This is a genomic window from Streptomyces durmitorensis, from assembly GCF_023498005.1.
In the GTDB taxonomy this organism is placed as follows: Bacteria; Actinomycetota; Actinomycetes; order Streptomycetales; family Streptomycetaceae; genus Streptomyces; species Streptomyces durmitorensis.
In genome coordinates, this window is record NZ_CP097289.1 from 5,677,553 (window position 1) to 5,703,181 (window position 25,629).

Sequence of the window (25,629 nt, forward strand, 5' to 3'; positions counted from 1 at the left end):
CCCAAGCATGTCAGGCAGGTACGACAGCGCGTCAGGCGGTTACGACATCTCCGGCGGCCTGAGCGGTGGCCCGCACGCCGCACTGCGCCGCGTGCATCGGCATGTCGGTCAGGCCGGGGTAGTAGATGTGCAGGCTGACGGCCGGTTCCAGGGAGTCGTTGACCACGTCGTGGACGTACCCGGGCGCGAAGACGCGCTGGGCCCCGGCGCCGAGCGCGCGCTGGCCGCGGTCCGTGCGCTCGGTCAACTCACCCTCCAGGACGGTGAGTACGCCCGAGGAGAGGCCGTGGTCGTGCGGGCCGCTGCCCTGTCCGGGCACCCAGGAGAGCAGCCAGACCTCGTAGCCAGGGCCCGTGCGCAGGCGGTGGTACCAACGGCTCGTCGCGTCGTACTCGACGAGGTGGGACCACTGCGCGCGGTCGGCCGCGATGGTGCGGGCCAGGCCGACGAACTCGGCCACGGTGGCCGGGTGCTCGCGGGCGGGCTGCAGGAGGTGGGTGACTTCGAGGATGTCGCCGGCGATCTGGAGGTCGCTGTCGCTGTTCATGGTGCGGTGGTTCCTCAACGTGAGTGCTGGGGTGTCGCGAGGGAAGGTGGAGCGGGGAGAAGCTCGACTGATCCGAAGGCTTGAGACCCGAAGGCTTCAGAAGGGCTCGGGCGACGGAGCGCCGGAGCGGGCTCAACAGCTGGAAGCGGGAAGCGTCAACAGCTGGAACAGGAACAGAGACAGCGCGCGTGGGCAGCACCGAGGAGCCCGCTGGTGCGGGTCGTCGAGAGTGCCAAGTTTGCGAGCATGCCCACTAGGACAGCGGCTCACACCTTCCCTGTCAACTCTATGTCCGGTATGTGGGATATGTTTCACCTCATCCGGTTGTTCTGTCAGGGGAAAGGTTTGTGCAGTGGGCACACGGGACACATCGCGCTTCAACCGGCGCGTAAACCCCGGCGTGAACCCGTGACCCGAATGTGATCCCCTTCGCTTCGGCGGACCGGCCGCAACGGGATGGATCTCCGTGACGTCCTTCCCTGGTGAAGGCGGTCGCGGGGCCCGTCGGGATGGGCCACTGGCGGCTGTCATGGTTTATGCCGATTTGAACACTTTCCGCATTACCTTGGTTCCGCAGGGTGAATAAGGGACCCAATAGCAGATCTCGGCTTGACTGGCCCGGATCGGCACACTTGTAATTTCACTCGTGTCGTTCAGCCGAAATCGGTAACGGCAAGCACCACGGGGACGCACAGACAGACGAGGGGCGCACATGACCGAGCTGGTTCAGGAACTGCTGGTCGAGGACGCGGACGAGGAACTCGGCTGGCAGGAGCGCGCGCTGTGCGCCCAGACCGATCCCGAGTCCTTCTTCCCCGAGAAGGGCGGCTCCACGCGAGAGGCCAAGAAGGTCTGCCTCGCCTGTGAGGTTCGCTCGGAATGCCTTGAGTACGCACTGGCGAACGACGAGCGGTTCGGTATCTGGGGCGGCCTTTCGGAGCGCGAACGCCGCCGTCTGAAGAAGGCCGCCGTCTGAACACCAGCTGGTTCCGCCCGCCCATCCGACCGACCAAACGGCACACACCCCTACGTAAGGAACAGCCCGTCGCCCGTGGGTTATCCACAGGCGGCGGGCTGTTGTGATGCCAGCCGTTAGTGTGGGGCCCCGTCCGAGACGCCCCGGCGCCCCCATGAAGCGCAGGCGTCCACCGCAGTCCATCGAACCGGGGCCCGTACCTCGATGTCCGTGCACAGCCATTCGGCAGCCAGTCACCACGACGCTGCCGCCCCTGAGTTCCCGCGGCACGTCGTCACCGCCGTGATCGTCTCCCACGACGGCGCCCGCTGGCTGCCCGACGCCCTCGCCGGCCTGCTCGGCCAGGAGCGCCCGGTGCAGAACGCCGTCGCCGCGGACACCGGCAGCGCGGACGACTCCGCCCGCCTGGTCACCGAGGCACTCGGCCCCGACCGCGTCCTGCACCTGGCCCGGCGCTCCGGCTTCGGCACCGCCGTCGACGAGGCGAACCGCACCGCCGGCGTGCTGACCCCGGAAGAGCTGCCCTATCTGAAGCGCCCCAGCGGCTGGGACCCGGTCAGCCGGTCCTGGCGCGACGACGCCTACGACCTCCCCGAACTGCCGCACGGCGAGCCCGAACAGTGGCTGTGGCTGCTGCACGACGACTGCGCGCCCGAGCCGGGCGCCCTCGCCGAACTGCTGCGCGTCGTGGAGAACGAACGCGAGGTCGGCAAGGACGTCGCGATCGTCGGCCCCAAGCTGCGCGGTTGGTACGACCGCCGCCAGCTCCTCGAGGTCGGCGTCTCCATCGCCAACAGCGGCCGCCGCTGGACCGGCATCGACCGCCGCGAACAGGACCAGGGCCAGCACGACCACGTACGGCCCGTCCTCTCGGTCTCCACCGCGGGCATGCTGATCCGGCGTGACGTCTTCGCCGAACTGGGCGGGTTCGACCGGCGCCTGCCGCTCATGCGGGACGACGTCGACCTGTGCTGGCGCGCGCAGAACGCGGGCCACCGCGTCCTCGTCGCCCCCGAAGCCGTCGTGCGGCACGCCGAGGCCTCCTCGCGCGAGCGCCGCACCGTCGACTGCGTCGGGCGTACGTCGACGTCGCCGCACCGCGTGGACAAGGCGGGCGCCGCCTACACCCTGCTCGTCAACGCCCGTACGGCCGTGCTGCCCTGGGTGCTCTTCCGGCTCGTCTTCGGCACCCTGCTGCGCACCGTCGCGTATCTGGTCGGCAAGGTTCCCGGCCAGGCCGTCGACGAGGTCGCCGGTCTCCTGGGGACGCTGCTGCGGCCCGGACGGATCGCCGGTGCCCGCAAGCAGCGCGGCAAGTCGGCGCTCGAACCGGCCGAGATGCGGCCGCTGTTCCCGCCGCCGGGCGCCACCGTGCGCGCGACCGTCGAACAGGTCGCCGGCAATGTCGTCGGCCGCTCCGACCCCGAGGCCGTCACCGGCGCGGGGCGGCACGGAGCCGTCGAGTCAGGGCCCGGCGGTGACGACGCCGACTTCCTTCAGGTCGAGCAGTTCGCACGGCTGAAGCGCATGGCCCGCAAGCCGGGGCCGATGCTCTTCGTGGTGCTCCTGTTCGTCTCGCTCATCGCCTGCCGTGAACTCCTCGGCGGCGGCGCCCTCGCGGGCGGCGCGCTGCTTCCCGCGCCCGGCGACTCCTCTGCCCTCTGGTCGCGCTATCTGGACGCCTGGCACCCCGTGGGGACCGGCGGCACGCAGTCGGCGCCGCCCTATATCGCGCTCGTCGCGGGGCTCAGCTCCCTGCTGTTCGGGTCCACCGGGCTCGCTGTCACGGTGCTTCTCGTCGGCTCGGTGCCGCTGGCCGGCTTCGCCGCCTACTTCGCGTCCCGGCCGCTTGTCGAGTCGCGTCTGCTGCGCGCCTGGGCCTCGGTCGCGTACGCCTTCCTGCCGGCCGCCACGGGCGCGCTCGCGGGCGGGCGCATCGGCACCGCCGTCCTGGCGATCCTGCTGCCGCTGATGGCACGCGCGGGCATCGCCGCGAGCGGACTGACCTCTTCGGAGGGCTCGCGCGGGAGCTGGCGCGCCTCCTGGGCGTTCGCCCTGCTCCTGACGCTCACCACCGCCTTCACGCCGATCATGTGGCCGATCGCCCTGGTGCTCGGCCTCGCGCTCCTGGTGGTGCGCAGGGGCGACATCACGGCGTACGGCCTTCGCTTCCTCGCCGCGCTCGGCACCCCGCTCCTGATGCTCGCGCCCTGGTCGCTCTCGCTGCTGCCCTTCGGCTTCTTCGGAGAGGCGGGCCTGGAGTTCGGCACCGGCTCCGCGACCGGCCTGGACCTGCTCGGGGGCAGCCCCGGCGGCCCCGGGACGGTGGACGGGCTGCTGCTCATCGGCATCGTGCTCGCCGCCCTGGCCGCGCTGCTTCGCACCGAGCGGCAGTTGGCGGTCCGTACGGCCTGGCTCGTCGCGCTGGTCTCGCTCGTCTTCGCGGCGCTCTCGAACAGCTCGGCGTGGGCAGGGCCCGCGACCCTCGGGTACGGCATCGCGCTCCTGGCGGCCGCCGCCCTCGGTGCCGACGGCGCACGCACGCGTGTCGCCGAGCAGAGCTTCGGCTGGCGTCAGCCGGTCGCCGTCCTCATCGCGTTCGCGGCCGCCGCCGGACCGCTGCTCGTCGCCGCGGGGTGGATGATCCGCGGCGCCGACGGCCCGCTGGAGCGGCGCGACCCGGTGCAGGTGCCGGCGTTCGTCGCCGAGGAGAGCGGTACGCAGGACCAGGCCCGCACGCTCGTCCTGGACAGCGACTCGGCCGCCCAGGTCGCGTACACACTCGTGCGCGGCTCCGGCGCCCGGCTCGGTGACGCCGAGCTCGCCGAAGCGGGCGGCTCGAACCAGCACCTCGACAAGATCGTCGCCAGGCTCCTCGCGGGCTCCGGCGCCGACCAGGCCGACCAGCTCGGCGGCTTCGCCGTGCGCTACGTCCTCGTACGCGACGGCGCGCCCCGCCAGATGAGCCGCACCCTGGACGCCACGCCCGGCCTCACCCGGCTCAGCCAGGAGGACGGCAGCGCCCTGTGGCGTGTGGACCGCCAGGTCTCGCGCGCCGCGATCGTGCCCGAGTCCGGCGACCCGCTGCCCGTCGCCGCGGGCCCCGTCGAGCTGCACACGAACATCCCGGCCGGCGACGAGGGCCGCACCCTGCGGCTCGCCGACGCGGCCGACGACGGCTGGACGGCGACCCTGGACGGCACCCCGCTGACCAGGACCACGCTGGACGGCTGGGCTCAGGGCTTCGACCTGCCCGCGACGGGCGGCCGCCTGGATGTCGTCTACGAATCGCCCGCGAGCCACACGGGATGGCTGTGGGCGCAGGGTGCGCTCGCCGTGGTCCTGGTGGTCCTCGCCCTTCCGGGGCGGCGCCGCGACGTGGACGACGACCTCCCGGACGAGCCCGTCATCCCGGCGCAGCCGGTCGAGGGCGAGGGGCGCAGGGCGCGCAGGCTGCGGGCCGCGCAGGCCGAGCAGGAGGCCGCGCAGGCAGCCGCCGGGCAGGACGAGGCCGCCGGTGCGGTGCCCCCTCCTCCGGAGGAGGAGGCCTTCGCCGCGGTGCCCCAGCAGCAGTCGTACGACGAGTGGGAGGCCCCCGCCCACGCGGGCGCCGAGTACGGCACGTACCAAGGCGAGCAGCAGTACCAGGACGCGCAGTACCCGGCGGGTGGCTACGACCAGGCCGACCAGGTGGCGTACCAGGACCCCTACCAGGGCGGCCAGTACGACCCGTACGCCTACGGAGGCGCACAGCAGGGCGGCGAGCAGTACGGGCAGTCGTTCGACGCCACGTACGGGCAGCAGCCGCCGATGCCGCCACAGCCCCCGCAGCCGCCGCACGGCACCGACAGTGAGCGCCCCGACGGGAGCCAGCAGTGAACCGCACGACCCAGTCCCTGATCGCCGTCGCGGCCGCGCTCGCCGCCGTCACCGGATTCGCCGCGGCCAACGCGCCCGACGGCAGCGGCGACGACGGCGCGAAGGCGGCCGCGCGGCTGCCCGTCGAGCGCACCAGCCTGCTCTGCCCGGTGCCCAGTTCGTCCGACCTCGCCGAGACCTCGTACACGGCGTTCACGCCCAAGGGCACGGACTCCGGCGACGCGGGCAAGGCCGAGCTGCTGCCCGCCACACAGGAGTTGACGGACGCTCCGAAGCACGGCGGCAAGGACAAGAAGAAGGCCGTCAAGCCCTTCCTGACCCCGAAGACACCGGGCAAGCCCGTCACCGGTGAGGAGTCGGGCGGCGAGTCGCCCGCGCTCCTGGGCACCGCCGACGGCAGCCTGGCCCCCGGCTGGACCGTCCAGCAGACCACCAAGTACGCGGTGGGCAGCGGCCGCGGCCTCCAGGGCGCCAACTGCACGGCACCGGACACGGACTTCTGGTTCCCGGGCGCGAGCACCGACAAGGACCGCAGCGACTACGTCCACCTGACCAACCCGGACGACTCGGCGGCCGTCGTCGACATCGAGCTGTACGGCAAGGACGGCGCCCTCAAGACCGAGGTGGGGGAGGCGATCCAGGTCCAGCCGCACTCCAGCGTCCCGGTCCTGCTGTCCACCCTCTCGCCCAAGGAGCAGACCAACATCACGATGCACGTGACCGCGCGCAGCGGCCGGGTCGCGGCCGCCGTGCAGTCGTCGGACGACAAGCTCGGCGGCGACTGGCTGCCCGCGTCCGCCGACCCCGCGAGCCGCCTGGTCCTGCCCGGCATCCCCAAGGACGCCACGTCCGTACGGCTTGTGGCCTTCGCGCCCGGCGCCGACGACGCCGACCTGAAGGTCCAACTGGCCTCGCCCACCGGCTCGATCAGCCCGGCCGGACACGCGAACCTGCACGTGAAGACCGGCATGACGACCGCCGTCGACCTCGGCGACGTCACGAAGGGCGAGGCGGGCTCACTGATCCTGACGCCGACCGAGGACGCGGCACCGGTGGTGGCCGCCCTGCGCGTCACCCGGGGCAAGGGCGCCGACCAGGAGACGGCGTTCATCCCCGCCACGAACCCGATCGGCACGCGCGCGACGGCGGCCGACAACCGCGCCAAGGGCTCCACGCTGTCCCTCGTCGCCCCCGGCAAGACCGGCAAGGTCAAGGTCACGGCGTCGGAGGGCAGCGAGGGCGGCTCGTCGACGAGCAAGACGTACACCGTAAAGGGCGGCACGACGCTGGGGGTCAAGCCCCCCGTCCCGAGCGGCCTCAAGGGCACGTACGCACTGACGGTGGAGCCGGTGTCGGGGGGCGAGGTCTACGCCTCCCGCATGCTGGAGGACCCGGACGGCGGGGTCCCGATGTTCACCGTCCAGACCCTGCCGGACGACAGGGGCACCGTTTCGGTGCCGAAGGCGGAACAGGATCTGAAGGTGCTGCAGAAGTAGGCCGGGCGGGGGAGAGCCGGTCCTCCCGGGAGAGGTGGGCGAGAGCCGGTCCTCCCGGGAGAGGTGGGCGAGAGGCGGTCCTCCCGGGAGAGGTGGGGGAGCGCCGGTCCTCCCGGGGAGAGTCAGTCCTCCCCGTACCGCGGGTCCACCGACTCGGGCGAGAGGCCGAGGAGCTCGGCGACCTGCTCGACCACCACTTCGTGGACGAGCGCCGCCCGCTCGTCCCGCCCCTTGGTGCGGATCTCCACCGGGCGTCGGTAGATGACCACCCGGGCGGGCCGTCCGTCGGAGGCCTCGATCGTGCCCCCCAGGGGCACGACGTCGTCGCTCCAGTCGTCCTCGCCGGAACCGCCGCCCCGCCCGAGCGCGGGAACCTCGAGCACCAGGAACTCGATCTCGCTCAGCTGCGGCCACCGCCGCTCGATGCGCTCCACGGAGTCCTGCACCAGGTCGGTGAAGACCTCGGCGCGGCTGGCGGACAGCGGCACCTGGGGCGGCGCGACGGGGCCGCGCATGCCCCGGCCGTGGCGGTCGCGGCGGCGGGGCCTCGGGTCTGCGGTGCGGGGCTGTACGGGGTCGTCCATCACTGACGAAGAGTAGTCCTCGAGATCGGCGTTTCCGCACAGCTTCGGCCTGCCTTCCGTACGGCTTCCGCACGGATTCCGCGTGGCGCACGGCATGTCGCCCGATGACCATTCCGGCCAGGCTTGGGCCCGATTTCGCATCTCTCCAGGACCGTCGATCTCGCGATGAATGACGGGATTTGCGCCAAGTGGTGACCGGTTTCAACACCACTGGTCACCCAGGCCCCTTGTGTCACCGCAGGTCAGTGAGGCGTCGCGGGAACGCGCCGTGGCGGGGATCACAGCACGACACGGTGGGGTGACCTCCCGGGGAGTCGTCGCGGCCCGCTCAAGAGTGCGGTACCGTCCAACATCGTGAGCCCTGTACGTCGCTGTTCGCGCACCGCTTGCGGCCGTCCCGCCGTCGCGACGCTGACGTACGTCTACGCCGACTCGACCGCGGTCCTCGGCCCCCTCGCCACGTACGCCGAACCCCACTGTTACGACCTGTGCGCCGAGCACTCCGAGCGCCTCACCGCGCCCCGCGGCTGGGAGGTCGTCCGCCTCGCCGACGCCTCCGGTCCCGCCCGCCCCAGCGGCGACGACCTCGAAGCGCTCGCCAACGCGGTGCGCGAGGCGGCCCGCCCGCAGGAGCGCGCGGCGGAGGCGGGCGGTGGCGCGCGCAGGGCGGACCCGATGGAGGTCGCGCGCCGCGGCCATCTCCGGGTGCTGCGCTCACCGGATTCCTGAGCCGGGTTCCTGATCCGGGTTCCTGATCCGGGTTCCTACATCCGGGTTTCTGATCCGGATTCCTGATTCCTGAGTGGTCAGTTCCCTCCGTAGTGCCCTGTCGTTGACTTCTGAACAACTTCTCGCGCGCGACCCATTGACGTGCCCATGTCGTCGACACGACCATTCCCCCACTCGTGAGAGATCACTTTCCGCATCACGGAAACCGGGGAGTCGTCCGTGTACGTGCAGCAGCTGGAGCCCGTGGCCGATTCGCTCGGCCTGTCCGCCCTCATCGCGACCCTGCCCCTCCTCACCGTCCTCGTCCTGCTCGGCGTCGTCCGCATGAAGGCCCACCACGCGGGCCTCATCGGACTCGGCGTCGCCGCCCTGGTCGCCTGGGCCGCGTACGGGATGCCGCTCGGGCAGACCGCGTCCGGCGCCGCCCAAGGCGCACTCTTCGGGCTCTTCCCCATCCTGTGGATCGTCGTCAACGCCCTGTGGGTGTACCGGATGACGGTCCGCACCCGGCACTTCGACATCCTGCGCCGCTCCTTCGGGCGGCTCTCGGACGATCCGCGCATCCAGGCACTCGTCGTGGCCTTCTGCTTCGGGGCGCTCCTGGAGGCACTCGCCGGCTTCGGGGCGCCCGTCGCGATCTCCGCGGTGATGCTGGTGGCGCTCGGCTTCGACCCGGTGAAGGCCGCCGTAGTCGCTCTCGTCGCCAACACCGCGCCCGTCGCCTTCGGCGCCATGGGCACCCCCGTGGTGACGCTCGCGCAGGTCACCGGGCTCCCGCTGGACACCGTCGCCTCCGTCGTCGGCCGCCAGACGCCGCTGCTCGCCCTGGTCGTGCCGCTGCTCCTGGTCTTCCTGGTGGACGGGCGGCGCGGTCTGCGCGAGACCTGGGTGCCCGCCCTGGTGTGCGGATTCGCCTTCGCCGCCGCGCAGTTCGCCGCGTCCAACTACGTCTCCGCCCAGCTGGCCGACATCGGGGCGGCGTTGGCGGGCGCGGGCGCCCTGATGGCGGTGCCCAGCGCGCGCAAACCCGCCACGGAGCCCGTACGCGTCGCGGTCCTCACGGGCGTACGCAGCGAAGACCTGGACCAGGATGACCCGCGCCCCGAGATCCTGCGCGCGTACGCCCCGTACGCGCTCATCGTGGCCATCTTCTCGGTCGCCCAGATCCCGCCGGTGAAGGACTTCTTGGCCAAGGCGACGCAGACCTTCGACTGGCCCTTCCTGAACGTCGCCGGTCCCGACGGGGACCCGGTCGGCGGCAACGTCTTCTCGCTGCCGCTCGTGGCGACGGGCGGGACGCTCGTGCTGCTCGCCGGTGTGGGCACGGCCGCCGTCATCGGCGTGCACGCGCGCGTGGCGGTGAAGGAATGGCTCGCGACCGTGCACGAACTACGGTTCGCGATCCTCACCGTGACCTCCGTGCTCGCTCTCGCGTACGTGATGAACCTGTCCGGGCAGGCCGCCACCATCGGCCACTTCGTGGCGGCGGCGGGCGCGGGGCTCGCCTTCCTCTCGCCGGTGCTCGGCTGGTTCGGCGTCGCGGTCTCCGGCTCGGACACCTCGGCCAACGCGCTCTTCGGCGCGCTCCAGGTGACGGCGGCTCAGCAGTCGGGCCTCTCGCCCGAACTGCTCGCGGCCGCCAACAGTTCGGGCGGTGTGCTCGGCAAGATGATCTCCCCGCAGAACCTGACGATCGCGTGCGCGGCGGTCGGCCTCGCGGGCAAGGAGGGCGATCTGCTCCGCAAGGTGCTGCCCTGGAGCCTCGGCCTGTTGCTGGTGATGTGTCTGATCGTGGTGGGACAGAGCACGGTGGTGCTCGGCTGGATGCTGCCGTGACCGGCTGGATGCCTGCCGGAAGGGGAGCCTGACGGTGGCTTGAGGGCGCTCACAGCTGGTTGTCAGTTGTTGCGGGTAGTTTGGGGTCACCGACGAGCACTTGACCCGTGCTCCCCGAAATCCGCTGAACTCGCAGAACCTGCAGAGAGGGTTGGCCGTGACTGCTGATCTGTCCCAGATCGTGAAGGCGTACGACGTGCGCGGGGTGGTCCCGGACCAGTGGGACGAGTCGCTCGCCGAGCTGTTCGGTGCCGCCTTCGCGAAGGTGACGGGCGCGGACGCGATCGTCACCGGGCACGACATGCGGCCCTCGTCGCCCGGCCTCTCCCGTGCCTTCGCGCGCGGGGCGGCGGCGCTCGGCGTCGACGTGACGGAGATCGGCCTCTGCTCGACGGACCAGCTCTACTACGCGTCGGGTGCGCTGAACCTGCCGGGCGCGATGTTCACGGCCTCGCACAACCCCGCGCAGTACAACGGCATCAAGATGTGCCGCGCGGGCGCCGCCCCGGTCGGCCAGGACACCGGCCTCGCCGAGATCCGCACCCTGGTGGAGGGCTGGTCGCAGACCGGCGCCCCGGAGCCGGCGGCCACCCCCGGCACGCTCACCGAGCGCGACACCCTCAAGGACTACGCGGCGCACCTGCGCGGCCTGGTGGACCTGACCTCCATCCGCCCCCTGAAGGTCGTCGTCGACGCGGGCAACGGCATGGGCGGGCACACCGTCCCGACGGTCTTCGACGGCCTGCCGCTCACGCTCGTACCGATGTACTTCGAGCTGGACGGCACGTTCCCGAACCACGAGGCCAACCCCCTGGACCCGAAGAACATCGTGGACCTGCAGAAGCGGGTGCGCGAGGAGGGCGCAGACCTCGGCATCGCCTTCGACGGCGACGCGGACCGCTGCTTCGTCGTCGACCAGAGCGGCGACCCGGTCTCCCCGTCGGCGATCACCGCTCTGGTCGCCTCGCGCGAGCTCGCGCGCAACGGCGGCAAGGGCACGGTCATCCACAACCTCATCACCTCGTGGTCGGTCCCCGAGGTCGTCCGGGAGAACGGCGGCACGCCGGTCCGCACCCGCGTCGGCCACTCCTTCATCAAGGAGGAGATGGCCAAGACGGGCGCCATCTTCGGCGGCGAGCACTCGGCGCACTACTACTTCCGCGACTTCTGGAACGCGGACACGGGCATGCTGGCCGCGCTCCACGTCCTCGCGGCACTCGGCGGCCAGGACGGCCCGCTGTCCGAGCTCGTCGCGCAGTACGACCGCTATGCGGCCTCCGGCGAGATCAACTCCACGGTCGACGACCAGACGGCCCGCCTCGCGGCGATCAAGACGAAGTACGAAGCCGAGGAGGGCGTCACGATCGACACCCTGGACGGCCTCACGGTGACGGCCACGGACTGGTGGTTCAACGTCCGGGCCTCGAACACGGAGCCCCTGCTGCGCCTGAACGTGGAAGCAAGGGACGAAGCCACCATGACCAAGGCCCGGGACGAGGCATTGGCGATCATCAGGGACTGAACGAAGGCGGCCACCGGGTCGGTGGACAGCCGGTCCGCGGCTCCCACCCTCCCGGTCCGCTGCTGCGTTTGTGGGCAGGCGTTCCGCACGGCGGAACGGGTGGGCACAAACGCCCCACCGGGCCGCAGACAAAGAAACGACCGCGTAGCCCCACCCCCGGGGCCCGGGGCGAAGCCCCGGCCAGTACACCCGCCCAAGGCCCCGGGGCCAGCGGTAGGCTGACCAGGCGACATTCCGCACCCCACCCGCTCGAAGGGACCCACCCCATGCCGCTCGAAGCCGGCCTCCTGGAGATCCTCGCCTGCCCGGCCTGCCACGCCCCCCTCAAGGAGGCGGACACGGAGCTGGTCTGCACGGCAGACGGCAAGGACTGCGGCCTCGCCTACCCCGTCCGCGACGGCATCCCCGTCCTCCTCGTCGACGAGGCCCGCCGCCCCGCGTAAGGGCCCTCGCAAGGCCGGCGCCAGGCCCGGCGCAAGCCTGCGCGGGGCCCCGCAAGGCCCGGCGCAACGACAAGAAGCGCGACCCGCGGCGCACGCGCCCGCGCCCCGCACAGGTCGCCCGGCGAATCGGAGGCCCCATCCCATGCTTGACGAATCGCTGCTCGACGCCCCGGAGGCCCTCGCCGTGGCCGACCGCCGAGGCCTCCTCCGCGGCGCCGCGGAGGCAGGCGCCCGCGTCCGCACAGCGGTGCGGCACGCCACGGAGGCCGGGCTCACGCAGCTCAAGCCGGACGGCCGCCCCCGCGCCATCCTGATCGCGGGCCCCGGCACCGCCGCCACCTGCGTGGCCGACCTGCTCGGCACCCTCGCCGGAACAGGTTGCCCCGTGATCCGCCTCGCCCCCACGGGCGTGGCCCCCGCGGCAGGCGCCCTGCGCTGGGCGCTCCCCGGCTGGGCGGGCCCCCTGGACCTGCTGCTCATCGCCACCCCGGACGGCACGGAACCGGGCCTCGAACTCCTCGCCGAGCAGGCGTACCGCCGTGGCTGCACGGTCGTGGCCGTCGCCCCCGCCCGCTCCCCGCTGGCCGAGGGCGTCGAGGGTTCGCACGGCCTCACGGTCGCGATGGCCACCTCTCCGTACGGGGAGTACGAAGCCCCGCACGACGGAGAGCGCGCCTCCGGGACGTACGAGGCGCGCCGCAAGGCGGACGAGGCCGCCTCGTCCGCCCCCGCCACCCTCTGGGCCCTGCTCACCCCCCTGCTCATCCTCCTGGACCGCACCGGCCTGATCACCGCACCGGCCGAGACCCTGGAGAAGATCGCCGACCGCCTCGACCACGTCGCCGAACGCTGCGGCCCGGTCGTCGCGACGTACAGCAACCCCGCCAAGACGCTCGCAGCGGAGCTCGCCGAAGCCCTCCCGGTGATCTGGACCGAGGGGCAGCTGGCGGGCCCCGTGGGCCGCCGTTTCGCCGCCACGCTCGCCGAGCTCGCCGGGCACCCGGCGGTCGCGGGTGAGCTTCCGGAATCGCTGCCCGCGCACGGCGCCCTGCTCGCGGGCAACCTCGCCCCGAGCGGCGGCGACGGCGACGACTTCTTCCGCGACCGCGTCGAGGACGCCAAGGAGCTGCGCGCCCGCGTCGTCCTGCTCCGCGACCGCCCGGTGGACGCCGGTGGCCTCAGCGCCGCACCCGCGGCCCGCGAGCTCGCCCACGGCCACGACATCGCGATCAGCGAGCTGGAGCCGGAGGACGGCGACGAGCTCGAGACCCTCGCGGAGCTGATCGCCGTCACGGATTTCGCCGCCGTTTACCTGGCGCTCGCCCCGAAGGACGGATCATGACCACGGCCCGGTCATGACACATGACCACGGCCCGGTCATGACAGCAGGCCCCGCCTCGCATCACGTACGTACGTAAGGGAGACCCTCTCCGTGGACCGCCTCACCAACACCATCCGCCCCTACGCCTGGGGTTCCACCACCGCCATCGCGGAGCTCATCGGCGTCGAGCCGACCGGTGAACCGCAGGCCGAGATGTGGATGGGCGCCCACCCCGGCGCACCCTCGCGCACCGAGCGCGGCCCGCTCGACGAGGTGATCGACGAGGACCCGGGGCACGAGCTCGGCAGGGCCGCGGTCGCCAAGTTCGGCCCGCGCCTGCCCTTCCTCCTCAAGCTCCTCGCCGCGGGCGCCCCGCTCTCCCTCCAGGTCCACCCCGACCTGGAACAGGCGCGGGAGGGCTACGAGGACGAGGAGCGCGCCGGCGTCCCGGTCGACGCCCCGAACCGCAACTACAAGGACGCCAACCACAAGCCCGAACTGATCTGCGCCCTCACGGAGTTCGACGGCCTCTGCGGCTTCCGCGACCCCGTGGAGGCCGCTGATCTGCTGGCCGGTCTCGGCGTCGACTCCTTGAAGCCGTACGTCGATCTGCTGCACGCCAAGCCCCAGGAGGCCGCACTGCGCGAGGTCCTGACGGCCGTCCTGACCGCGGACCCCGAGGAGATGGCCGCGACCGTCACCGAGGTGACCGAGGCCGCCGGACGCCTGGGCGGCGCATACGCCCCGTACGCGGGCATCGCGCACCACTACCCCGGCGACCCGGGCGTCATCGCCGCGATGCTCCTCAACCACGTCCGGCTCCAGCCCGGCGAGGCACTGTTCCTCGGCGCCGGAGTCCCGCACGCCTACCTCGACGGCCTCGGCGTCGAGATCATGGCGAACTCGGACAACGTGCTGCGCTGCGGCCTGACCCCCAAGCACGTCGACGTACCCGAACTCCTGCGCATCGTCCGCTTCGAGGCGACCGACCCCGGCGTCCTGCGCCCCGAGGCCTCGCCCGACGGCGAAGAGGTCTACGACACCCCCATCGACGAGTTCCGCCTCTCCCGCTTCGTCCTGGCCGACGGGGCGGCACCACACGACCTCACCGCTGCCACGCCGCAGATCCTGCTCTGCGTCGCCGGATCGGTCCGTGTGGGCGATGCAGGGGAACTCACGCCCGGACAGTCCGTGTTCGTCCCCGCGGACGAAAAGGCCGAAGTGTCCGGAGTGGGCACGCTCTTCCGTGCCACTGTGGTGGCCTGACTCACCACCAGCGCCTCGTGCTGCAACAATGACCCACCGCAAAGGGCGGGCAAAGCACCGCCCCGGTCGGCAGCGATGCCGGTGGTGGGTCATGAACGTACGCAGGCGAAGGGACAACGGGCACACATGAGCGCGTCAGGCGGAACAAAGGCGATTGTCGCGGCACTCGCCGCGAACCTCGCGATCGCGGTGGCGAAGTTCGTCGCGTTCATCTTCAGTGGCTCGTCGTCGATGCTCGCCGAGAGCGTGCACTCGCTCGCGGACTCGGGCAACCAGGGGCTGCTGCTCCTCGGCGGCAAGAAGGCGCAGCGCGAGGCGACCCCGCAACACCCCTTCGGGTACGGGCGCGAGCGGTACATCTACGCCTTCCTGGTCTCCATCGTGCTCTTCTCGGTCGGCGGCATGTTCGCGATCTACGAGGGCTACGAGAAGATCAAGCACCCGCACGAGATCGAGGCCTGGTACTGGCCGGTCGGTGTCCTGGTGTTCGCGATCATCGCCGAGACCTTCTCCTTCCGTACGGCCATCAAGGAGTCGAACCTCACGCGCGGCAAGCTCACGTGGACGCAGTTCGTCCGCCGGGCGAAGGCTCCCGAGCTGCCGGTCGTGCTCCTGGAGGACCTGGGCGCCCTGGTCGGTCTGATCCTGGCCCTGGTCGGCGTCAGCCTCGCCCTCGCGACGGGCGACGGCGTCTGGGACGGCATCGGCACGCTCTGCATCGGCATCCTGCTCATCCTGATCGCGATCATCCTCGCCGCGGAGACCAAGTCCCTGCTCCTGGGTGAGGCCGCGGGCACGGAAGAGGTCGAGAAGATCGAGAAGGCCCTGGTCGACGGCGAGACGGTCACCCGCGTCATCCACATGCGCACGCTGCACCTCGGCCCCGAGGAGCTTCTCGTCGCCGCCAAGATCGCCGTGCGGCACGACGAGACGGCCGCCGAGGTGGCCGCCGCCATAAACACCGCCGAGGAGCGCATCCGTGCGGCGGTCCCGATCGCCCGCGTGATCTACCTGGAGCCGGACATCTACGACGAGACGGCGGCCGCGGAGGGCACCAACCCGGCGAAGTCGCCCGGCGGTCACTGACCTTCTGAGTACGTACGCAGATGGGGCCCCGCACCTTTTCGGTGCGGGGCCCCATCTCGTACGCGTAGCAACTGACGGGCTACTGAACCTCGCGCAGCACCTCAAGGACCGCCGCCTCGTCGGGCGCCGCCTCGAGCCGCTCCCGGAAGCCGGTGTCCATCAGCTTGCGTGAGAGGAGCGCGAGAATCCGCAGGTGCTCGTCGCCCGCGGCCGCCTCCGGCACGGAGATCATGAAGATGAGCTTGGCCTTCGTACCGTCGAGCGCACCCCATTCGATGCCCTCGGCCGACCGCGCGAACCCGACGACCGGCGAGGTCACCGCATCGGTCTTGGCGTGCGGGATGGCGATCTCCTCGCCGAGCCCCGTGGTGCCCTGGGCCTCGCGGCGCAGAGCGGTCTGCACGAGCTCCTCGACGTCGTTCACCTTGCCCGTGGAGGCAAGGAGGTTCGCCATCTCGCGGATCGCGGAGTCCTTGTCCGAGGAGTCCAGCTGGACCTTCACCGTCTGCTCGGTGAGATAGCCGGAGAGGACTTCGTCCTCGGCCTTCTCGGCCTCGGGGGCGGCCGTCGCCGCGGGGGCGGGCGCCTTCTGCAGGGTGCCGGCCCCGCCTGCGGCGACGGCTCCGGCGCCCACTCCGGCGAGCACCGGCTCGGGCCCGCCCGGCACATCGACGACCGGCGCCCCGCGCCGCTTGCGCTCGCTGAGGTCGACGAGGGTGACGGTGGTGAGCGCCGTGACGACGGCACCGATGGCGATCGCGATGAAGAACATCGGTACGCCGCCCACGGCACCCAGGACCGCCACGATCGGACCGCCGTGCGGCACCGCGTCCTCGACGCCCGCCTGACCGGCGATCGCACCGGCGACGGCGCCACCGAGCATGTTCGCGGGGATGACCTGCGCGGGCCGCGCGGCCGCGAAGGGGATCGCACCCTCCGAGATGCCGAAGAAGCCCATGAACAAGGCGGCCAGACCGGTCTCGCGTTCCTGCTCGCTGTAGAGGCGCTTGCGGATCAGCGTCGCGAGGCCCTGCCCGAGCGGCATGACGGGGATGGCGGCGGCGCACATGCCCATGACGGTCTGGTTGCCGGTCGCGATGAGTCCCGTGCCGAACAGGAACGCCGTCTTGTTGACCGGCCCGCCCATGTCGAACGCGATCATCAACCCGAGAATCGCACCGAGCAGGATCGCACTCGTCCCCGTCATCCCACTGAGCCAGTCGGTCAGATGCTCGAAGATCCACGAGATCGGTTTGCCGATGACGTAGATGAAGAAGAGACCGAGTGCCGTCGTCGCGACGATGGGGATCACGATGATCGGCATGATCGGCTGGGCGAACTTCGGGACCTTGACCTTCTTGATCCAGAGCACCAGATAACCGGCGAGGAAGCCGGTCACGATGGCCCCGATGAAGCCCGCGCCCGCCTTGGAGTCGTACAGCTCACCGGTGTTGGCGATGAAGCCGCCGATCATGCCCGGCACGAGCGCGGGCCGGTCGCCGATCGCGTAGGCGATATAGCCGGAGAGGATCGGCACCATCAGCGTGAAGCCGATGACACCGATGTCGTTGACGTGCTTCCAGAACGTGTCGTCGGGGATGACGAGACCGCCCTGGGGGTCCGTGTGCCCGCCGAGCGACAGCGAGATCGCGATCAGCAGACCACCGACCACGACGAACGGAATCATGTACGAGACGCCGTTCATCAGCGCCTTGTACGCGAGGCTGCGCTCCTTGCCGCCCCCGCCCCCGCCACCGCTGGTGAGCGGCTCGGCGGCCCCGCCGCCACCGCCTCCGCCGTGCACCGGCGCGCTCTGCACCTGCTCGATCAGCCGCTCGGGGTGGCTGATGCCCTCGGACACCCCGACGGACAGCACGCGCTTGCCCACGAAACGGCCGCGGTCGACGTCCTTGTCGGCGGCGATGATGATGCCGTCAGCATCCCTGACATCGTTGTCAGTCAGTACGTTCTCGGCGCCGATGGAGCCCTGCGTCTCCACCTTCATGTCGATGCCGAGGCTCTCCGCCGCCTGCGAGAGCTTCTCCGCCGCCATGTACGTGTGGGCGATACCGGTCGGACAGGCGGTCACCGCGAGCAGCTTGAGCTTCTTCTGCTCGTCCTCGCTCCCGCCTATGGGGGGATCGGCCGGATGGGTCACGTGGATCTCCTAACACCTTCGTCAAACAAGATCGCGCAAATGTTCCCGATCTCAAGGCATCCTGCAACACCTGAGCGCAGGTTCAAAAGCGCAAAGGTCCCAAATGGGCAGGTCTGTCGCCCTCTCCACAGCTCCTCCGCGGCTGCCCCGCCCACACAGGTGCCCGGGGAGGCGGGCTGGGGCTCGCTGGGCCAATCGGTGTAGCTTTGTGACCGAGCCAGACGTCGCTGCTGATGGCGGTCGGGCGGTGCCTGCACGGACCGGCCGAGGGAGAGAGGGCCTCCGACGGACTGCGCTGCTGCGCGCCGGTGCTCTTCTGTGCCGTTGTCGCAGGTCAGCCATGTCCATCCACCCTCGATCAATCCCTACGAGGAGCAGCTCACCAATGTCGACTCTCACCAACGGCCAGGACTTCAAGGTCGCAGATCTCTCCCTGGCCGACTTCGGCCGCAAGGAGATCACCCTCGCCGAGCACGAGATGCCCGGCCTGATGTCGATCCGCAAGGAGTTCGCCGCCAGCCAGCCGCTGGCCGGCGCCCGCATCATGGGCTCGCTGCACATGACCGTGCAGACCGCCGTCCTCATCGAGACCCTGGTCGCCCTGGGCGCCGAGGTCCGCTGGGTCTCCTGCAACATCTTCTCGACCCAGGACCACGCGGCCGCGGCCATCGCCGTCGGCCCGAACGGCACCCCGGACAACCCCCAGGGCATCCCGGTCTTCGCCTGGAAGGGCGAGACCCTGGAGGAGTACTGGTGGTGCACGGAGCAGGCGCTGACCTGGCCGAACACCCCCACCGGCGGCCCGAACATGATCCTGGACGACGGTGGCGACGCCACCATGCTCGTCCACAAGGGCGTCGAGTACGAGAAGGCCGGCAAGGTCCCGTCCGAGGACACCGCCGAGTCCGACGAGCACCGCGTCGTCCTGCAGGTCCTCAACCGCACCATCACCGAGGGCTCGCAGAAGTGGACCCAGCTCGCCTCGGAGATCCGCGGCGTGACCGAGGAGACCACGACGGGCGTCCACCGTCTGTACGAGATGCACCGTGACGGCAGCCTCCTCTTCCCGGCGATCAACGTGAACGACGCCGTGACGAAGTCGAAGTTCGACAACAAGTACGGCTGCCGCCACTCCCTGATCGACGGCATCAACCGCGCCACGGACGTCCTGATCGGCGGCAAGACCGCCCTCGTCTGCGGTTACGGCGATGTCGGCAAGGGCTGTGCCGAGTCCCTGCGCGGCCAGGGCGCGCGCGTGATCATCACCGAGGTCGACCCGATCTGCGCACTGCAGGCGGCGATGGACGGTTACCAGGTCGCGACGCTGGACGATGTCGTCGACAAGGTCGACATCTTCGTCACGACGACCGGCAACAAGGACATCATCATGGCCTCGGACATGGCCAAGATGAAGCACCAGGCGATCGTCGGCAACATCGGTCACTTCGACAACGAGATCGACATGGCCGGCCTCGCCCAGATCCCCGGGATCGTCAAGGACGAGGTCAAGCCGCAGGTCCACACCTGGACGTTCCCCGACGGCAAGGTCCTGATCGTCCTTTCCGAGGGCCGCCTGCTGAACCTGGGCAACGCGACGGGCCACCCGTCCTTCGTGATGTCCAACTCCTTCGCGGACCAGACGCTGGCCCAGATCGAGCTGTTCACCAAGCAGGACGAGTACCCGACCGACGTCTACGTGCTCCCCAAGCACCTGGACGAGAAGGTCGCCCGCCTCCACCTGGACGCGCTCGGCGTGAAGCTCACGACGCTGCGCCCCGAGCAGGCCGCGTACATCGGCGTCGAGGTAGAGGGCCCGTACAAGCCCGACCACTACCGCTACTGACCGAGCCGCACGGGGCTCCGCCCCGGCACCACGCTCACCGCAGGCCCTCGCCCACCAGGGCGGGGGCCTGCCCCCATACGGACGCAGACGCGGCAGACCGTGCAGGGGGGACGCGGCAGACGCGGATGCGGGCGCAGGAGACCGCCGTCATGCCCACCCGCTCGCGGGACGGACCATGGCACAGGTACCGGGGCGGGTGACACCGCACCAACGACGCACGCTCACCCGACGACGCCGACGACGACGCCCGCCCGATGGCGCGCCCCCGAGGATGCAGGCCCAACACCGCACGCCCACCCAACGACGTACGCCCACCCAACGACGCCCGCCTGTCCAACGACGCCCGCCCCGCCCGATGGCGCGCCCGATGGCGCGCCCCCGAGGATGCAGGCCCAACACCGCACGCCCGCCCGACGCACACCCACTCAACGACGCCCGCCCACCTGACGACGCCCGCCCACCTGACGAGGCCCGCCCACCTGACGAGGCCCGCCCACCTGACGACGCCCGCCCACCTGACGACGCCCGCCCGATGCCGCCCACCCAACGACGCCGACCCGACGACGCACGCGCGCCCGAAGCCGCCCGTCCGATGACGCGCGCCCGAGGATGCAGGCCCAACGACACACGCCCGCCCGACGCCCGCTCACCCAACGACGCACGCCCGACGCCGCGCGCCCACCCAAAACGACGCTCACCCGACGACGCACGCCCGTCCAACGCCCCCCCACCCGCCGAGGCCCGCCGACAGAATTACCCCGCCTGATCCCAGCTGGGCTCACCCGACACCACACCCGACACCCGACGCCCGGAACCCGCCCCCGACAAGGACCGAGCCCCATGCCCCGCGGCCACTATTCGCTTCACGACACGCACGACCACACCCCCCTGGGCGAAGAACACTTCCACTGCGCCCCCGGCCCCTCCGGCTGGCGCTACGTCTCCCAGCGGACCGCCCCCTCGGGCGAGCCCACCGGCTCTGTCGACCTCGCCCTCGACGAACTCGGCCGCCCCATCCGCCTCGAACTTCACGCGGGGGACTGGCAGATCCGCGCCGCCGCGATCGACGGCGTCACCTGGGTACGCACCGACCCCACCGGCACCCACGCCACCGAGGACAACGCCCCTGCCCATGCCTTCACCGGCACATCCCCCGCTTTCCTCATCGCGACCACACGCCTGCTGCGCCTCACCCCCGCTTCCCCCGCGACCCGCGTCCGCCTCGTCGCCTTCACCGACCCGGTCCTCGCCCCCCGCACCCTCGACCAGTCCTGGGCCCTGCTGAAAAGCGAAGCACACACCACTGACAACGGCCCGCTCGTCGTGGACGAATACCAGGTCACAGCCCTGGACACCGGCGAACAGCACGCCATCCACATCACCGGCGACGTGGTCCTCTCCGCCCCTGGCATCGAACTCGAGAACCTCGAATCCCCGCCCTCGGCGTTCGCCTGACCCCAGCCCTACGCGGGCGGCACGAACCCGGTGCCGGGAGGCGCAGCGTCCGCACCCTCCTGCCCGACCCCCGGGCCGGACGGTTCTGCCGGATAAGCCGGATAAGCCGGAGCAGCCGGTTGAGAAGCGGGCCCCGGCGGCACGGCACCGCCCGGATACCCCGTAGGCACAGGGGCCCCAGGCACGGCGTACCCCGCCGGTGCCGCGTACCCAGACCCAGGCCCGCCAGGCCGCCCCTCGCTCCCACCCCCGCCGAACGCGCGCCGAGCGTCCCGCGCCTGCCGCTCCTGCACGACCGCGGCCAGGTACGCCGCGGGCGGAACCCCCTGCGGAGCCGGCGCCCCCGTACGTTCCGCGAGATCCCCCGCAAGCCGCTCCGCCATCGCCCAGCCCACCTGCTGATCCAACTGCCCCATCCGCGTCAGGTACTGCCTGATCGCCAGCCACAGCCCCTCGGGAACCCCGGACAGATCAAGCTCGGCGAACCGCCCCGCCAGCCAAGGCGGCGGCGGAGGAATGAAGGCCGCATGTGCGGCGGGCACCCGCTCCCGCACGACAAGAGTCCCCGCGAACACATCCCCCAGCCGCCGCCCCCGGGCGGACACCAGCGAAGCAATGCACGCGACGACCCCGAACGTCAGCAGAATCTCGACGACCCCCACAGCACCCCGCACCAACGCGTGCCGAAAACGAATCGGCCCCCCGTCGTCCCGCACCACCCGCAGCCCGCACGCCATCTTGCCCAGCGACCGCCCATGGCTGAGCGTCTCCACCGCGATCGGCCCACCGACCAGGATCAGTACGAAGCTGGCGACGGCGACCGCCGCGGCCGCCGCGTCGTCCAACGAGGACGTAGAGGCCACGATCCCCACGGTCACCCCCAGGTAGACCGCCCAGGCCACCACCAAGTCGATCAGTACGGCGAGCCCACGGCTCGGCAGCTTCGCCGGCCGCAGCTCGAGCGCCACCGCCTCGCCCGTCACAAGCTCACTCACGCCAGCCGCCCTTCCCTGCCCTGCCCTCGGAACGGCCAGTCTGCCAAGCTGAGGCAGCATCGCGCCGCAGTACGAGGAGCAGCCACCTGATGGACCTCGACGTCTTCGTGTCCGCCCACCGAGCCGAGTGGGACCGACTCGACGCCCTGCTGCGCCGCCAGCGCCGCCTCAACGGAGCCGAGACCGACGAACTCGTCGCCCTCTACCAACGCACGGCCACACACCTGTCGCTGATCCAGTCCAGCGCCCCGGACCCGCAGCTCACCGGCCGCCTCACCCACCTCGTGGCACGCGCGCGTAGTGCGGTGACAGGCACCCGCCGCGCTTCCTGGCGCGACGCCACGCACTTCCTGACCCACGGTTTCCCGGCAGCGGTCTACCGCTCGCGCCACTGGTGGGTCCCCACGGCCCTCCTGTCGACGGTCCTCGCGGCCGTCATCGGCTGGTGGATCGCCACGCACCCCGAGGTCCAGTCCTCCATCGCGGCCCCCAGCGAACTGCGCGAGCTCACCCGTCCGGGCGGCGAGTACGAGACGTACTACTCGAGCCACCCAGCGGCATCGTTCGCCGCTCAGGTGTGGACGAACAACGCCCAAGCAGCGGCCATGTGCCTGGTCCTGGGTGCCTTCCTCTGCTTCCCCGTCATCTGGATCCTCTTCCAGAACATGCTGAACCTGGGGGTGGGCATCGGCCTGATGTCCTCCGCGGGCCGCCTCGACACCTTCCTCGGCCTGGTCCTCCCACACGGCCTCCTGGAGCTGACCGCGGTCTTCGTGGCCGCGGGCACGGGCCTGCGCCTCGGCTGGAACGTGATCGATCCCGGCCCCCGCTCACGCCGGACAGCCCTCGCCGAGGAGGGCAGAGCGGCACTCGGCATGGCAGTGGGCCTGGCCGTGGTCCTGTTCATCTCCGGCGCCATCGAAGGCTTCGTCACCCCGTCCGGCCTGCCGACCTGGGCCCGCATCAGCATCGGCATCGCCGCTGAACTGGCTTTCCTGGCATACGTCTACGTCCTGGGCGGCAGGGCGGCCCGAGCCGGCGCCACAGGCGACGTGGATCCCGCAGAACGCAGCGCCACGGTCCCGACCGCAGCGTGATGTGCGTCGGCCCCTGCTGACCTGCTAGTGTCCTCGACGCCCCAGAAAAACCGTTGACACGGAAGGACTGGGGAGGTAGATTCGAACAGTTGCCTAGAGCTGGACAAGTCCAGCGGCGGCAGTTAATGTCTGCCTGCTTCTTGAATCTCATAAGCCAAGAGGCCGCATCCCGATAAATCGGAAAGTCCAGCCGGTAAGACCGGCCGAAAACTTCTGATAAAGTCGGAACCGCCGGAAAGGGAAACGCGAAAGCCGAAAGGCCGGAGCGGAAACCTGAAAGGCACCGAGGAAAATCGGACACGAAAGAGTCTGATAGAGTCGGAAACGCAAGAACGAAGAACAAAAAGAAACACCGAAGGGAAGTGCCCGGAGGAAAGCCCGAGAGGGTGAGTACAAAGGAAGCGTCCGTTCCTTGAGAACTCAACAGCGTGCCAAAAGTCAACGCCAGATATGTTGATACCCCGTCTCCGGCCGTCATGGTCGGGACGAGGTTCCTTTGAAGAAAACATCAGCGAGGACGCTGTGAACCGGAAGATTATTCCTCTTCCTGGTTCCGCTCAACGCGGATGTGCACCCGATTACGGGTAAACATTCACGGAGAGTTTGATCCTGGCTCAGGACGAACGCTGGCGGCGTGCTTAACACATGCAAGTCGAACGATGAAGCCCTTCGGGGTGGATTAGTGGCGAACGGGTGAGTAACACGTGGGCAATCTGCCCTGCACTCTGGGACAAGCCCTGGAAACGGGGTCTAATACCGGATGATATCCCCTCTCGCATGGGAGGGGGTTGAAAGCTCCGGCGGTGCAGGATGAGCCCGCGGCCTATCAGCTAGTTGGTGAGGTAGAAGCTCACCAAGGCGACGACGGGTAGCCGGCCTGAGAGGGCGACCGGCCACACTGGGACTGAGACACGGCCCAGACTCCTACGGGAGGCAGCAGTGGGGAATATTGCACAATGGGCGAAAGCCTGATGCAGCGACGCCGCGTGAGGGATGACGGCCTTCGGGTTGTAAACCTCTTTCAGCAGGGAAGAAGCGAAAGTGACGGTACCTGCAGAAGAAGCGCCGGCTAACTACGTGCCAGCAGCCGCGGTAATACGTAGGGCGCAAGCGTTGTCCGGAATTATTGGGCGTAAAGAGCTCGTAGGCGGCTTGTCACGTCGGTTGTGAAAGCCCGGGGCTTAACCCCGGGTCTGCAGTCGATACGGGCAGGCTAGAGTGTGGTAGGGGAGATCGGAATTCCTGGTGTAGCGGTGAAATGCGCAGATATCAGGAGGAACACCGGTGGCGAAGGCGGATCTCTGGGCCATTACTGACGCTGAGGAGCGAAAGCGTGGGGAGCGAACAGGATTAGATACCCTGGTAGTCCACGCCGTAAACGGTGGGAACTAGGTGTTGGCGACATTCCACGTCGTCGGTGCCGCAGCTAACGCATTAAGTTCCCCGCCTGGGGAGTACGGCCGCAAGGCTAAAACTCAAAGGAATTGACGGGGGCCCGCACAAGCAGCGGAGCATGTGGCTTAATTCGACGCAACGCGAAGAACCTTACCAAGGCTTGACATATACCGGAAAGCATCAGAGATGGTGCCCCCCTTGTGGTCGGTATACAGGTGGTGCATGGCTGTCGTCAGCTCGTGTCGTGAGATGTTGGGTTAAGTCCCGCAACGAGCGCAACCCTTGTTCTGTGTTGCCAGCATGCCCTTCGGGGTGATGGGGACTCACAGGAGACTGCCGGGGTCAACTCGGAGGAAGGTGGGGACGACGTCAAGTCATCATGCCCCTTATGTCTTGGGCTGCACACGTGCTACAATGGCAGGTACAATGAGCTGCGAAGCCGCGAGGCGGAGCGAATCTCAAAAGCCTGTCTCAGTTCGGATTGGGGTCTGCAACTCGACCCCATGAAGTCGGAGTTGCTAGTAATCGCAGATCAGCATTGCTGCGGTGAATACGTTCCCGGGCCTTGTACACACCGCCCGTCACGTCACGAAAGTCGGTAACACCCGAAGCCGGTGGCCCAACCCCTTGTGGGAGGGAGCTGTCGAAGGTGGGACTGGCGATTGGGACGAAGTCGTAACAAGGTAGCCGTACCGGAAGGTGCGGCTGGATCACCTCCTTTCTAAGGAGCATCTAGACTGCCAAGCTTGCTTGGTGGTCCAAGAGCCATAACGTCGGCAAATGTTCGACGGTGGTTAGCTCATGGGTGGAACGTTGACTATTCGGCACGATCGGTTAGGGACTGTAAGTACTGCTTCGGCGTGGAAAACAGATTCTTGATTGGTCGGGCCGGGCACGCTGTTGGGTATCTGAAGGTATGGCCGTCAGGCTGCCTTCACTGCCGACCCCGGTAAAAGTTTGCTTCGGCGGGCTGTGACGGGTGGTTGGTCGTTGTTTGAGAA

17 protein-coding genes and 1 rRNA gene are annotated in these 25,629 nt (G+C 69.9%); 14 read left to right on the forward strand and 4 right to left on the reverse strand.

Going from position 1 to position 25,629, the window contains the following annotated elements:
* Positions 1 to 31 precede the first annotated feature (31 nt).
* Positions 32 to 547: a cysteine dioxygenase gene (locus M4V62_RS25490; RefSeq protein ID WP_249589548.1), complete on the reverse strand. Its 516-nt coding sequence runs from the start codon at positions 545 to 547 to the stop codon at positions 32 to 34.
* 712 nt (positions 548 to 1,259) lie between these two features.
* Here M4V62_RS25490 and M4V62_RS25495 point away from each other — a divergent pair.
* The 3 genes from M4V62_RS25495 to M4V62_RS25505 all read left to right on the forward strand — a co-directional run bounded on the left by M4V62_RS25495 (position 1,260) and on the right by M4V62_RS25505 (position 6,898).
* The gene (locus M4V62_RS25495) at positions 1,260 to 1,523 is read left to right on the forward strand and encodes a WhiB family transcriptional regulator (RefSeq protein WP_016642094.1); all 264 of its coding nucleotides are present in this window, start codon (positions 1,260 to 1,262) and stop codon (positions 1,521 to 1,523) included.
* Positions 1,524 to 1,727: 204 nt separating this feature from the next.
* Positions 1,728 to 5,402, forward strand: a complete 3,675-nt coding sequence (locus tag M4V62_RS25500) for a glycosyltransferase family 2 protein (RefSeq protein WP_249589549.1) — start codon at positions 1,728 to 1,730, stop codon at positions 5,400 to 5,402.
* Complete coding sequence (locus M4V62_RS25505) at positions 5,399 to 6,898, forward strand: DUF5719 family protein (protein WP_249589550.1); 1,500 nt, start codon at positions 5,399 to 5,401, stop codon at positions 6,896 to 6,898. Before M4V62_RS25500 ends, M4V62_RS25505 begins: the two co-directional genes overlap by 4 nt.
* A gap of 122 nt (positions 6,899 to 7,020) precedes the next feature.
* On the opposite strand, the gene M4V62_RS25510 is transcribed toward M4V62_RS25505, so the two are convergent.
* Positions 7,021 to 7,482, reverse strand: a complete 462-nt coding sequence (locus M4V62_RS25510; RefSeq protein ID WP_249589551.1) for a metallopeptidase family protein — start codon at positions 7,480 to 7,482, stop codon at positions 7,021 to 7,023.
* A 354-nt stretch (positions 7,483 to 7,836) separates the two neighbouring features.
* On the opposite strand from M4V62_RS25510, the gene M4V62_RS25515 reads away from it, so the two are divergent.
* From M4V62_RS25515 to M4V62_RS25545, 7 genes are all read left to right on the forward strand, one after another.
* Positions 7,837 to 8,211: a DUF3499 domain-containing protein gene (locus tag M4V62_RS25515; RefSeq protein ID WP_030793262.1), complete on the forward strand. Its 375-nt coding sequence runs from the start codon at positions 7,837 to 7,839 to the stop codon at positions 8,209 to 8,211.
* 219 nt (positions 8,212 to 8,430) lie between these two features.
* The gene (locus M4V62_RS25520; protein WP_249589552.1) at positions 8,431 to 10,047 is read left to right on the forward strand and encodes an L-lactate permease; all 1,617 of its coding nucleotides are present in this window, start codon (positions 8,431 to 8,433) and stop codon (positions 10,045 to 10,047) included.
* Positions 10,048 to 10,204: 157 nt separating this feature from the next.
* Positions 10,205 to 11,569, forward strand: a complete 1,365-nt coding sequence (locus tag M4V62_RS25525) for a phosphomannomutase/phosphoglucomutase (protein ID WP_249589553.1) — start codon at positions 10,205 to 10,207, stop codon at positions 11,567 to 11,569.
* A gap of 266 nt (positions 11,570 to 11,835) precedes the next feature.
* On the forward strand, positions 11,836 to 12,012 hold the full coding sequence (locus tag M4V62_RS25530) for a Trm112 family protein (protein WP_249589554.1): 177 nt from the start codon (positions 11,836 to 11,838) through the stop codon (positions 12,010 to 12,012).
* Between the two features lie 142 nt (positions 12,013 to 12,154).
* Complete coding sequence (locus tag M4V62_RS25535; protein WP_249589555.1) at positions 12,155 to 13,354, forward strand: SIS domain-containing protein; 1,200 nt, start codon at positions 12,155 to 12,157, stop codon at positions 13,352 to 13,354.
* A 90-nt stretch (positions 13,355 to 13,444) separates the two neighbouring features.
* A complete protein-coding gene (gene manA / locus M4V62_RS25540) occupies positions 13,445 to 14,599 on the forward strand; it encodes a mannose-6-phosphate isomerase, class I (protein ID WP_249589556.1) in 1,155 nt (384 codons plus the stop codon).
* A gap of 126 nt (positions 14,600 to 14,725) precedes the next feature.
* On the forward strand, positions 14,726 to 15,685 hold the full coding sequence (locus M4V62_RS25545; RefSeq protein WP_249589557.1) for a cation diffusion facilitator family transporter: 960 nt from the start codon (positions 14,726 to 14,728) through the stop codon (positions 15,683 to 15,685).
* Between the two features lie 79 nt (positions 15,686 to 15,764).
* Here the strand turns inward: M4V62_RS25545 and M4V62_RS25550 are convergent, their stop codons facing one another.
* On the reverse strand, positions 15,765 to 17,843 hold the full coding sequence (locus M4V62_RS25550; protein ID WP_283779108.1) for a fructose-specific PTS transporter subunit EIIC: 2,079 nt from the start codon (positions 17,841 to 17,843) through the stop codon (positions 15,765 to 15,767).
* 385 nt (positions 17,844 to 18,228) lie between these two features.
* Here M4V62_RS25550 and ahcY point away from each other — a divergent pair, with 385 nt between their 5' ends.
* Entirely contained in the window at positions 18,229 to 19,686 is a 1,458-nt protein-coding gene (ahcY, locus tag M4V62_RS25555; RefSeq protein WP_249589558.1) for an adenosylhomocysteinase, read from the forward strand.
* Between the two features lie 840 nt (positions 19,687 to 20,526).
* Positions 20,527 to 21,141 carry a hypothetical protein gene (locus M4V62_RS25560; RefSeq protein ID WP_249589559.1) on the forward strand — a complete coding sequence of 205 codons (615 nt, stop codon included), beginning with the start codon at positions 20,527 to 20,529 and terminating at the stop codon, positions 21,139 to 21,141.
* A gap of 8 nt (positions 21,142 to 21,149) precedes the next feature.
* Here the strand turns inward: M4V62_RS25560 and M4V62_RS25565 are convergent, their stop codons facing one another.
* Entirely contained in the window at positions 21,150 to 22,136 is a 987-nt protein-coding gene (locus tag M4V62_RS25565) for an RDD family protein (RefSeq protein ID WP_249589560.1), read from the reverse strand.
* 89 nt (positions 22,137 to 22,225) lie between these two features.
* Between M4V62_RS25565 and M4V62_RS25570 the strand changes: the two genes are divergently transcribed.
* Both M4V62_RS25570 and M4V62_RS25575 read left to right on the forward strand, forming a co-directional pair.
* A complete protein-coding gene (locus M4V62_RS25570; protein WP_249589561.1) occupies positions 22,226 to 23,233 on the forward strand; it encodes a stage II sporulation protein M in 1,008 nt (335 codons plus the stop codon).
* A 591-nt stretch (positions 23,234 to 23,824) separates the two neighbouring features.
* Positions 23,825 to 25,349 (forward strand): 16S ribosomal RNA (locus tag M4V62_RS25575).
* Positions 25,350 to 25,629: the final 280 nt, after the last annotated feature.

What these genes read in the sequence shown, in the direction of transcription:
- ahcY (WP_249589558.1), top strand. Translation starts at nt 18,229, where the DNA reads ATGTCGACTCTCACCAACGGCCAGGACTTCAAGGTCGCAGATCTCTCC.
- M4V62_RS25535 (WP_249589555.1), top strand. Translation starts at nt 12,155, where the DNA reads ATGCTTGACGAATCGCTGCTCGACGCCCCGGAGGCCCTCGCCGTGGCC.
- M4V62_RS25510 (WP_249589551.1), bottom strand. Translation starts at nt 7,482, where the DNA reads ATGGACGACCCCGTACAGCCCCGCACCGCAGACCCGAGGCCCCGCCGC.
- M4V62_RS25490 (WP_249589548.1), bottom strand. Translation starts at nt 547, where the DNA reads ATGAACAGCGACAGCGACCTCCAGATCGCCGGCGACATCCTCGAAGTC.
- M4V62_RS25500 (WP_249589549.1), top strand. Translation starts at nt 1,728, where the DNA reads ATGTCCGTGCACAGCCATTCGGCAGCCAGTCACCACGACGCTGCCGCC.
- M4V62_RS25560 (WP_249589559.1), top strand. Translation starts at nt 20,527, where the DNA reads ATGCCCCGCGGCCACTATTCGCTTCACGACACGCACGACCACACCCCC.
- M4V62_RS25545 (WP_249589557.1), top strand. Translation starts at nt 14,726, where the DNA reads ATGAGCGCGTCAGGCGGAACAAAGGCGATTGTCGCGGCACTCGCCGCG.
- M4V62_RS25495 (WP_016642094.1), top strand. Translation starts at nt 1,260, where the DNA reads ATGACCGAGCTGGTTCAGGAACTGCTGGTCGAGGACGCGGACGAGGAA.
- M4V62_RS25570 (WP_249589561.1), top strand. Translation starts at nt 22,226, where the DNA reads ATGGACCTCGACGTCTTCGTGTCCGCCCACCGAGCCGAGTGGGACCGA.
- M4V62_RS25530 (WP_249589554.1), top strand. Translation starts at nt 11,836, where the DNA reads ATGCCGCTCGAAGCCGGCCTCCTGGAGATCCTCGCCTGCCCGGCCTGC.